We start from the raw sequence: 10375 nt of genomic DNA on the forward strand, positions 1-10375 counted from the left end.
CTTCCCCCCATCAGTTCCGCCCGATGGCCAGCCCGGAATCGACCGTCCGGTTGCCTGGGGACCAGCATCTGAAGAAGCGGTTAATCGCCAATTGGGGTCCGGAAAGAACTCATCCGTGGGCAACCAATAGAAGCGACCGCCGTCGGTTTCAGGAACCTGCAATGACGCTGATGCGGATTCCACGTCCGGCCCCGAGAAAAGCCAGAGGACCGACCCGGCATCCTCACCCGTCGTTCTGACTCCCTCCGGAACGAGCAAACTGACCCGTTCACCGTCAATCTGAAGCGGTGTGGAAAACACCGCTGTTTCGAGCGATTCTATGCCGACGTCACCAGCCCGAAGAAGCGTAGCCCCGTTGCTGATCCGGCCGCCATTCGCTGTCTCGACGAAACGAAGTAACCCAGTCTGAAGCGGATTTCGGGCAGCGACCACAGCAGGATCCACGGTTCGTTCTACCGTCTCGAAATCGATCGCTACCGCCTCCTTTGCGATCTCCTCATCCGCTGTGGAATCAAGCTTCGGTGGGTCATATTCGGTGGGCCAGGCGGCCGTAAACTCCCACCGAATCCGGGATTGACTCTTCTCGTCCAGGACCGTTACCGCGAGCGATTTTAGCCCGGCTTCCGTGTCACCACGCTCGACTGCATCCCGCCAGTCGAAAAGAACCGTTCCGTCAGGCGAAAGTCCTCGTTCCAATCGTACCTGCCCATAGGCCGAATTACCCCACTGCGCTTTCGAATTCGTCGATGTATCATCATCGGCCGACCGTTGGTTGATTCGCCGTGGAAGACCGACTTTTCGCACGCCGTCGATTTCCACGCCATCGATTTCGACAGTTAACTGACCGAGACGCCCAGTCGCCTCCCGTTTTATTTCGGATGCAACCGCACCTGCAGCCCCGGAGGCATCCTCGGCAAGACCCACAAATGCGGCTGATCCGGTGGCCGCCATCACTGTTTGGTCGGCGTTTTCGGAGTTCATAGTTTTTGGTGACGGAATCGTATCACGGAACTATTCGGTATTGGGCGGTCGGTAGCATGGCCCATTCCTCACAGCTCCGTCCGATCCATTTTATCGTAGGCCACAGTCACTGATTCGATGGCGACATCCCCATCGGCCGTCGCGTCCAACTCTGGAGGCCCGTACTCGGTGATCCAGGCGTTTGAAAACTCCCACCGAATCTTTGCCTCCCCGCTCTCGTTCATCAACACCACCGCGATTTCCTTGCGGCCCTCGTCAGCTTTCCCTGCCTCCACCGCCCGCCGCCAATCGAGCAGTTCAGAGCTCCCCGGTGCAAGACTCCGCTCCATTTTGAGATCTTCCCACGTGGTTTGTCCCCAGACTTTCTTCTCGTTTGTATCATTGCCTTCGCGGTATTCTCCTTGCTCAGTACTTCGAGATGGCAGGTCAATGTATCTGAAACCGGGAATTTCGATGGTTTCAATCTCGACTTTGAATCTGCCGGTCTTCATTGGTCCGTGTCTATCTGGCATCTTATTGACCCCCCATTGCTGCAGCGCGACTGTACCCAGTCGTGTAACTCGTGATTTCGAGCGCCGTATCCGCCGGCCCGTCTACCTCGGTCGAAACCTCCTCGAAGACGAACTCCTCCAATGACAGTTCATCCTGTGTTTCCGAGTTCAATCCCACCGGCGTCGCTTCGAAGAACTGTTGGCGCAAACCCGTGCAGCCTGCTGTGCTCGCTGCCAGTACCGTTGCAGCGACGAAGGAGCGCCGAGTAACCGGCAATTCGCGGCATCGATTGCGACCCATACCTCACAATTTGGGGTTGTTAACTTAAAACATGACACGATTTATCTAGTGAAGGCCCATGATACGCCTGACCCACCAGTCCCAAAAACGGCCAGTGAGGGGAATCCGTTTTCGGTGACGGCGTTTCAGCATCCACGAATCGGAGAGCAAGCTCGGCTATCCTGCAGCGGACGAGCGAGCGGTCGCCTCCTCGTAGGCGTCCGCAATGACCACAACCCCTTCGACGAACCGTCGAAGCTCCTCACCGTCCCGTAGCGGGTCCCGTATTTCGACTGTGACCGTTGCCCCGTTTCCCGGCACTCGCTCGACGAGGTTGTCGACCGGGTATTCGGCGAGCGAACTCCCACGGCCCTCCATCTCCTCGTTGCGTGTTTTTGCCCACGAGGCGACCACGCCGGACGCGTCGCCGAGAGCAGCCACTTCGAGATTGCCGATCGCCCGGAGCGCGTTCATCGACAAACCGTCCGAAATCGCATCCAGGGCCATCCGGGAGGTCCCCACCATAACGAGGTCTTCCTTCCGGGAAACGACAAGTCCATCCATCTCGGTGGCACGCTCAGCCATCTCGTCGAACCGAATCGTCCCGATATTCGCGGAAAGAGCTCCGTCAACCGGCCCGACCAGCACTCCTTCGTCACCGGAACCGGCAAGTTCCGCTTCGCCGAATGTGAACGTTACCCACCTACCCCCTGATTCGGTCCCGCCCGACGACAGTTTGCGTTTGTCGTAGTAGGTAGAGACGCTCCGTCCATCGACAGTTCCCGTCAGGCGTTCTCCTTCCGTGTCCCCACCGTCGGCTGACGGCCTGAGATTGGCTTTCTGGCCCGCCTTCCGCCACTCGGCCCGCTCGTTCCGCCATTTCAGGCTCTTAATGACGTACCACCCCAGGGCAAGGAGTCCGAGGACACCGGCCATCCCACCCACTGACCCTCCGGGGATATCCGTGAAGGACAACCAGGGTGCCGCATACCCCAGGTCGATAGCTATCCAAACTCCAATGACAACAGCCATCCACGCGACCGCGACAGTGTAGGAGAGGACTTCGCTGCGATTCATTGGACACCCCTCGACTCGGGTATCGCGGCCGTTTCCGCAGTCGACGCTCCGACGGAAATCGAACCCGACCGTGACACTGGCTGCGGGGGCCGGCGAGTGTGTGCCGACCGGTGTAGTGGCGTCCTCATATCACCGAAACCGAGGAAACTCGTCCCCCCGTTGCCGAAGCGTTTCGGCCGTGTCGTCTCAGCCGACGCCTCGGTTAGTATCGCGCGTGGTAAAGCTCGGACGGTGCCATCAACGGTCGACGCCTGGTCGAAAGTTCCCATGATTCACCGTCCGTCTCGTTCCGTGCCACGTGAATCACAAGCCTAGCTATTTAGTGAGGCGGCAATGCACACCGGCTCGAAATATCCCATTGGTCGGTAGTTAGCTCCCCGATACACTCTCGGACGCGTCCTCGAACCCGTTCGCTATGGCAGCAACAGCCTGCGCTCGCCGCTCGATTTCGGCTCCGTCGAGAACGACGCCTTTCCGGTCCGTGCCGACGGTCTCGGCGTCCCCTATCATCCGATCGGCGAACTTCGTTTCCATTAGACCGGCAACGGATCCAGCGAGCGTGCCGCCGGCCTCGCGGAGGGCCTCGGCATAAATGTCGGCGGTCTTGCCGACGTGGACACCATCCGACGGTTCGAGCCCCTGCATTGCCTCTCGGGCACGAGGCGTAAGGATGTCGCGGGCGAAGTCTTCCGACTCGCCCAGGACGGCGATGTCGCCGAGGGACATCATCTGCCCGTCAATGTTGGCTGGCAAGTTCTCCATCCCGGCCCGCGGCACAGCCCCACCCGTGAGAATGAGAGCTTGGTCGGCGGGCTCGGAGAGGGTGGTCTCGACGACGGTGAAGGTCTGTTCGCTCGATCCGGACTCGTCGCCACTGCCCACGTCGCGGCTTTCGGTCCTGACGCGAACTTCGCGACCGTCGACGGTCCCGACGAGATCAGGTTTGCCCACGATCCAGCTGAAGCCACTCGGAGAGAGACCGGCCCGCTCGCCGGCCCGTTTCCAGGACCGCTTCTCGACCAACAGGAGGATGGCAGCGCCGAGGCCCCAGAACACCACGACGAACAGAATTCCACCGATCGGCCCCCCGCCGAATGGTAATTGGTCAGGGGTGAGAAAGGGGCGGGCGTTCCCGGAGATTGTGACAATCATGACGCCGAAGGCCACCACTCCCCAGGCGATTATGGCGAGCTGGAAGAGACGATGCTTGCGTATCAGCGCCATGATCTACCCCCGATACCGACCGCGAGGCCGGCGAGTTGGGTCGACCTGGCGGCGAGTACCGTTCTCCCGTTTGTTCTCGGGGATTTGTCGTCCGACGATGTCATGGCTACAACCGGATAATCGGTTGATAATAAATCGGGTCGCTACGTGTCTCGTGTGAATCGGTAACAGACGGTTACGGATTACCCCGTCGAAGCCACGTCAGGGGACGATTGTCAGTCGTCGGCTGGTGCTGGCGACGCGCCGTCGGTCGTCCCGGTCGACGGCTCGCGGACGACCTGCTTGTCGGCCTGGCCCTTCCTGGTTCCCTTCACGGTGTAGGAAAAATCGTAGTCGCCGTCGCCATCGAGGTCCTCTGCGACGAGCTGCTCCGTGGAGCGCTCGACGACCGCCAGCCCGCCCGAATCGGCAGAATGTGGCGTCGTCTGGACGTGGAGCGGTTCCTCGTCGCTCGTCACCCACACGAAGTGCTCGGGGAGGTCGACCTCGGCGCGACCGTCCTCCAGTTCGGCGACGCCGGAGGTCTCGGTGTGGGGCGTTCCCGCCTCGGAGGCGGTGTAGACGACCTCCCGCTCGCCGTCGTCGGTGTCGACGGTCTGGGTGAAGTTCTTGTTCCCGGTGACGTCAAGGTCACCGTCGATGGATACTTTGTCGGGGTCGATCTGAACCGTATGGCCGCTGGTGCCGGCACCGAGGTTGAGACGCTTGATGCCACCTTTGGCACGGATGTTGCACGCGCCGGCGCCGCCACCGCCGAGCGCCACGCCCATCGTGAGTCGATAGTCCTCGTCGCCGATGCGGACGTCGCCCTCCGTCTCGTTGAGATTCCAGTTGTTCCGACCGGCGATGTCCACTGGGATCGAATCCTCCACGCCGATATCGAGAACGTCGCCGATGTCGATCCAGCCATCCGTACTGGCGGTGAAAACGGGGACAGCCCCACCAGTGAGTTTTCGAACACGGAGCCGCACCTCCCCGTAGTCACCGGAAACTTCGCCCATGAGTTCCATCAAATCATCACCCTGGTTCTTGAGAATGAGATATGGGCTGCGGTCGTCGACGACCAGTTGTTCGAACGTCGCAACGGGGCCTGTCGTATTAACCGCGTTCCATTGCGAACCGTCCCCGAGCAACACAAGCCCCGTATCGGTCGCGAAGAACTTCGCTCCGCGTGCCGGTTCGTACTCGCCTACGTTGTCAGACACATCACGGATCTCGATATCCGTGTCGTACTGCTCGAAGTTCTCGTTCAGCGGAACGTGCCAGTCCTGTTCGCCTTCAGCCGGAACGTTGTAGCCGTGATTTGGTGTTTTGGGCATCGTTGTAGTGGTGGTTTTGCCGGGCTTATCCCCCGTACTGGTACTGTCCGTACCCCTGCTCGCCGTAGTCGTCCTCCGGTGTCGAGGTGGCGGTCGACGTCGGCTTGACTGTCTCGACAGTCGACGTCGACGAATCCTCATCCGATCCCTCCTCGGGGGCAGTCGGGACGCTCGTTGATGTGGCAGTCGCCGTGGCGGTGGCCGAGCCGCCGTAGCCGTAGTCGGTCGTCGGCGTAGTCGTCCCCTCATTCGCACCGTCCCCAAATTCGATCGCTATGCCGTCCTCGAGGCGTACCGTGCAGCCCGCGCTGGCGGACATGGCCAGCGTGCCGACCGCCGCGAGGAGCTGCCGCCTATCGAGACGGGTTCGCCCCGCCGGATCGCCCTCATCGGTCACGAGCGCACTCCCCCCCCCTTATGGCGGGTCGCCGACGAACTGACCCCGATGGCCTGTCAGTGGTTGTGGTCCGAACCATGCGACGGAGTTCCCTGGTGAGTACTTGAAACGTAACCCGAGACACGTCGTGTCTCTCCGGAGGTCACGACTGCCGCTCTACCTCAACTCTAGAACGGCCCAGTCGAGAGGGGACACGTCCTCACAGAATAAATAGGGGGTTCGCCGAACCAAACGCTGATAAAAGTTCACACACTTCCCGACCTATGGGAGATCCAACACGTTCTCAGGCCCAAGAGCAGGCGGTCGTCGCCGCGTCGATTGACGGCGCGGGCCTCTTGGAGGGGGACGTGTTCGCCACCGTCAACGAGGAACTCGCCGCCGTATTCCAGTACGACGAGCCGGATGCACTCGTCGGAACTCCCTGGACAGAACTCTATCCCCAGACGGAACAGGATTACCTGAAAAGCCAGGTACTCCCGAAGGTGAGCGACGGGCAGGGATGGCGGGGCACTGTACAAGGGAGGCGGGCCGACGGCAGCACGTTCAAGCAGGTGCTGTCGATTCGACCCACGAAAAACGGCCATCTCGCTTGGGTCGTGCGGGACCTCGCCGATGGGTCGGCGCCCGAAGAACCGAACAATTCCAGCAGCGAACCACGCCAGGGACGAAGACCATCCACGGACAACGAGGATGGAGTGGCCGCATCAGGGAGAAAGAACGTGGACAGATTCGGAACGGGAGCAGACGGGGACCTCGGGTTCGAGTTTCGCCTGCTGGCGGAGCACGCGCCGATTCCAGTCGCCGTGGCCACCGCTGACCGCGGTATCGTCTATAGCAACCGCGAGGCGGTCGAACTCTTAGGCGCCGAGCATCGGCGGGAGGTGTTCGGTAAGGATCCGGAACAACTCGTCCACCCGGACGAACGGGAGCAGGCGAGACGCCGGCTCCGCCGTGTCATCGAGAATCGTGAGGCAACCGAGCCCGCGAAGTACTCGCTGGTTGGGGTCGACGACGAGGAGCGATACGGAGAGATAGCGACCGTGCCGGTGACCTATCAAGGGGAATCAGGGGCGTACATCGTTGTCAACGACGTCACGGCGTATCGCCGGTCGCAGGCCCGGCTCCAACGGGAGCGACGGTTCCTCGAAACGGTCCTGGACGTCGTTGATGACGTGATATACGTCCTTGACGAAGACGGGGAGACGTACCTCTGGAACGAAACACTCGCCGAGACGACAGGGTACAGTCACGAAGAGATCAACGAGATGCACACCAGGGAGTTCCTTCCCGAGGAACAGTACGAATACGTACCCGGCCTGATAGATGCCATCGATTCCATCGAGGACCGCCGGGTCGATCTCGATGTCCTCACGAAGGACGGCGAGCGCATCCCTCACGAGTTCAGGGGGACCTCCTTCGAGAACCCCACCACTGGAGAGGTCTTTCGGTGTGGAATCGCACGAGACATCAGCGAGCGCCTGGAGTACGAACAGCGGCTCGAACGGTACGAAACAATCGTCGAGACGATCGACGACGGCGTCTACGCGCTCGACGAGGACCTTCAGTTTTCCTTCGTCAACGACGCACTCTGTGAGATGCTCGGGTACTCACGGGAGTCCCTTCTCGGAACTGCCGTCCGCGATCTGGTCGAATCCGACGAGGTGCACCCTCTCGTCGAGGATATCCGACGACGCGTCGACAACGGGAACTCGAATGTGGGGACCGTCCGGGGGACGTACGACGGCCCCGACGGCGAGTTCATCTACGAGACCCGATATCGAATGCATCCCGAACCGGACGATCAGTTCCAGGAAATAGTGGGTGTCCTCCGGGACGTGACCGAACGTGAACAGCGAAAGCGGGAGATAGAGAGGAAACTCGACGAGCTCGGAACGCTGGATCGCATCAATCGCACCCTGCTCGAAACGACGCGGGACCTGATTCGGTCGGGGAGCCGCAATGTAATCGAGCAAACGGTCTGTTCGCAGCTCGCGGGATCCGACCTGTACGAGTTCGCCTGGACCAGCGAGCAGTCAATCGGTGGGGAGCAATTGACTCCTCGATCGGCCGCCGGAGGGGACCGAGGTCTGTTGGACGCAGTTGGGACCGACGCCGATAATGGCGAGGTCACGTTCGATCCCGCGGCGGAGGCAATCCGGACCGGACAAACCATCATCCCCGAGAAATCAATTGGAGGGCCAGGAGACGCCGCGATAGAAAGCGGCTTCGAGTCGACGGCCGCCATCCCACTTCACCACGAAGGGACCGTCTACGGGGTTCTGGTGGTCCACACCGAGCGGGAGGACGCCTTCAGCGAGCGCGAGCTGGAAGGGTTCGACATCCTCGGACGCACCGTCGGGTTCATCATCAATGCCGTCAGAAGCCACCGGCTCCTGTTTACCGACGCTGTTGTCGACCTCGAGTTCCTCATCCCAGGGCCCGATTCCATCCTCGGTCCCGTCGCCGAGGGTCTCGACTGCGAACTAACACTCACCGGCCACGTCGCAAGAGGGAGCCGCTGGGTGCTGTACGTCGACGTGGACGGGGCGACACCGAAGGACGCCGTCGGCGCTTTGTCCAGCGACTCGAGTGTCGAACGCGCACGGGTCATCAGAGCGAGTGACGACGAAGGACGGATCGAACTCGTCGTCACGCCGGGGTCGTTGCTCCATACCATCAACCATGCGGGGGGAACCCTCCGAACCGCCGTCGCTGACCGCCGAAAAACGCACTTCACCGTCGAAGCACCGGCCGAGGCCGACGTTCGTGCCATCGTGGAACGGATACAAACCGAGTATCCGGCTGCGGACCTCCTCGCCCAACGCGAGCGAAGTAAAGAGGCCACCACCCCTGGTCGGCCAGACGGGGTGTTAGGAAACCTGACTGACCGACAACGCGAGTCCCTCGAAACGGCCTATCGAGCGGGATACTACGACTGGCCGAGGCGGAGCACGGCCACGGACGTCGCGGAATCGCTCGGGATCGCATCATCCACGCTCCACGGACATCTCCGGAAGGCCGAAGGAATCGTCCTCTCGACGGTGTTCGAACAGGAGAACAACTCCCGAGGCGAAGCCGGAGCGACCACGCCGGACGGTCGGTGAAGCAGGTGGTGTCAGGAGAGATGATGTGATTCGGACGAATCAGACCGGCGGCAGGATCGACCTGCCGATCAATCGAAAGTGATCCATCCCCCGTGTCGTCATCGAGGCGAATTGCGACCCGCTCTCCGGGCTCGGGTATCGTCTCACTGCTCGCTCGAAACGGTCTCCCGATCCGGTTCTATCGACTGCCTGTCGACGCTGTCTCGAGCGCCCCGATAGTCGTGGCAGCGAGATCAATGCCGCCGGAGAGCCTGTTCGAACTCGAGATTTCTGCGTCACCGACGGGCGTCGACTGCTTTGTGGCGACGATGACGACGTCCCCGTCTGCCTGGACACGTCTATCGTGGAATCGAACCGCCCACCCACGGACAAGCAACGAGTGAGCGACAGCGGCACTCGCTAATTACCTAGGGTCAGGATTCAAGGAATCCAATCCGCTGGCAAATGCATGGTCGATTTGACCCCTGGCAGCAGCGATCGAACAGGACGAGTGACCAGACGAGGCGTGTTACGAACCGGCGCAATCGCTGCAACAGCCGTCTTCGCAGGATGCAGTGGTGCCGGGGGCGGCGATAACGGTGACGGGACCGACCCGACGACTGCGGGCAGCCCCTCGACTCCCTCCACGGAGACGCCCGCTGAAACCGAGGCGCCCGAGGAAACGGAAACCGCCGAGGAGACGCAAACGCCAGTTTCCCCGCCAGTCGGCGCTGACGTCCTCGGTGGCCCCGACGACCTCCAGTCCAGTGCGGAGGTCCGCGCGACGGTCCTCGAGGAGGACCAGGGCGCCGGCCGATACGTGTTCACGCCGGCGGTCGTCTGGCTGGAGCCAGGCGGGACCATCTTCTGGACCTTCGAGGAAACCGATCACACCGTGACGGTCTACCACCCACAGTACGACAAGCCGAAACGCATTCCCGACGCCGCCGAAACACCGTTCAATTCCGAATTCACTGGCGGAGGCGAGCCGGGCACGAGTTTCAATTTCGTTTTCAACGTCGAGGGAGTCTGGAACTACTTCTGCAAGCCCCACGAGGAACGCGGCATGGTCGGTATGGTGATCGTTGGCAGTCCACAGGGTGGCGACGGTGCAGCCGCGCCGACGGTCGTCAAAAGCGCGGGGGCGTCCGAAAAGCTAACCCGTCTGCTCGAAGTCGCCGAGATCGGCAATTCCACAGAGACGGAGTCTTCGAGCGATATCGTCGAGATTCCCCGTTACGAGTTCTCGGAAGGAGAATCCTACACATTCGATACGCTGTTCCGGACGGACAGCGGGACCCGCGAGTCTACCGAGACGTGGACGGTCACGGCGGTCGATGGCGAGGACGTGACGGTCGAGGTTTCATCGACCGTGGATGGCGAGACGACGACACAGACGTTTTCGGGAACCCACGAAACGATCTACGACGTGGCTGCTCAGGAACTCGTCTTCAACGCCTTTGCGGTCGCCCGGAGTCCGCTTCGGTTCGCCGAGATGGGGAATCTGTCCGCCGGCAACAACT

General features: G+C 61.4%; 10 protein-coding genes. 2 read left to right on the forward strand and 8 right to left on the reverse strand.

Features of this window, described 5'->3' with window-relative positions; all coding sequences use genetic code 11:
• The 7 genes from V5A26_RS10590 to V5A26_RS10620 form a co-directional block, all read right to left on the reverse strand.
• On the reverse strand, positions 1 to 981 hold a 981-nt coding region (locus V5A26_RS10590), incomplete at its 3' end, for a phage tail protein (protein WP_332322476.1).
• Positions 982 to 1049: 68 nt separating this feature from the next.
• Positions 1050 to 1472, reverse strand: coding sequence for a phage tail protein (locus tag V5A26_RS10595; RefSeq protein ID WP_332322477.1), 423 nt, complete (start codon positions 1470 to 1472; stop codon positions 1050 to 1052).
• A gap of 22 nt (positions 1473 to 1494) precedes the next feature.
• Positions 1495 to 1773 carry a hypothetical protein gene (locus V5A26_RS10600; RefSeq protein WP_332322478.1) on the reverse strand — a complete coding sequence of 93 codons (279 nt, stop codon included), beginning with the start codon at positions 1771 to 1773 and terminating at the stop codon, positions 1495 to 1497.
• Between the two features lie 156 nt (positions 1774 to 1929).
• Complete coding sequence (locus tag V5A26_RS10605) at positions 1930 to 2829, reverse strand: hypothetical protein (RefSeq protein ID WP_332322479.1); 900 nt, start codon at positions 2827 to 2829, stop codon at positions 1930 to 1932.
• A gap of 369 nt (positions 2830 to 3198) precedes the next feature.
• Positions 3199 to 4053 (reverse strand): hypothetical protein, encoded by an 855-nt coding sequence (locus tag V5A26_RS10610; protein WP_332322480.1) that lies wholly within the window; start codon positions 4051 to 4053, stop codon positions 3199 to 3201.
• Positions 4054 to 4268: 215 nt separating this feature from the next.
• Positions 4269 to 5372: a hypothetical protein gene (locus V5A26_RS10615; protein WP_332322481.1), complete on the reverse strand. Its 1104-nt coding sequence runs from the start codon at positions 5370 to 5372 to the stop codon at positions 4269 to 4271.
• A 25-nt stretch (positions 5373 to 5397) separates the two neighbouring features.
• Positions 5398 to 5769 (reverse strand): hypothetical protein, encoded by a 372-nt coding sequence (locus V5A26_RS10620; RefSeq protein WP_332322482.1) that lies wholly within the window; start codon positions 5767 to 5769, stop codon positions 5398 to 5400.
• A gap of 263 nt (positions 5770 to 6032) precedes the next feature.
• Here V5A26_RS10620 and V5A26_RS10625 point away from each other — a divergent pair, with 263 nt between their 5' ends.
• The gene (locus V5A26_RS10625) at positions 6033 to 8873 is read left to right on the forward strand and encodes a PAS domain S-box protein (protein ID WP_332322483.1); all 2841 of its coding nucleotides are present in this window, start codon (positions 6033 to 6035) and stop codon (positions 8871 to 8873) included.
• Positions 8874 to 9051: 178 nt separating this feature from the next.
• Here V5A26_RS10625 and V5A26_RS10630 read toward each other — a convergent pair whose 3' ends face one another.
• Complete coding sequence (locus V5A26_RS10630; RefSeq protein ID WP_332322484.1) at positions 9052 to 9249, reverse strand: hypothetical protein; 198 nt, start codon at positions 9247 to 9249, stop codon at positions 9052 to 9054.
• A gap of 72 nt (positions 9250 to 9321) precedes the next feature.
• Here V5A26_RS10630 and V5A26_RS10635 point away from each other — a divergent pair.
• On the forward strand, positions 9322 to 10375 hold a 1054-nt coding region (locus V5A26_RS10635; protein ID WP_332322485.1), incomplete at its 3' end, for a cupredoxin domain-containing protein.

The organism is Halodesulfurarchaeum sp. (assembly GCF_036626455.1).
GTDB lineage: Archaea > Halobacteriota > Halobacteria > Halobacteriales > Halobacteriaceae > Halodesulfurarchaeum.

Coding starts and splice junctions, on each gene's coding strand:
- V5A26_RS10625 (WP_332322483.1), top strand. CDS start 6,033: ATGGGAGATCCAACACGTTCTCAGGCCCAAGAGCAGGCGGTCGTCGCC.
- V5A26_RS10600 (WP_332322478.1), bottom strand. CDS start 1,773: ATGGGTCGCAATCGATGCCGCGAATTGCCGGTTACTCGGCGCTCCTTC.
- V5A26_RS10595 (WP_332322477.1), bottom strand. CDS start 1,472: ATGAAGACCGGCAGATTCAAAGTCGAGATTGAAACCATCGAAATTCCC.
- V5A26_RS10610 (WP_332322480.1), bottom strand. CDS start 4,053: ATGGCGCTGATACGCAAGCATCGTCTCTTCCAGCTCGCCATAATCGCC.
- V5A26_RS10605 (WP_332322479.1), bottom strand. CDS start 2,829: ATGAATCGCAGCGAAGTCCTCTCCTACACTGTCGCGGTCGCGTGGATG.
- V5A26_RS10615 (WP_332322481.1), bottom strand. CDS start 5,372: ATGCCCAAAACACCAAATCACGGCTACAACGTTCCGGCTGAAGGCGAA.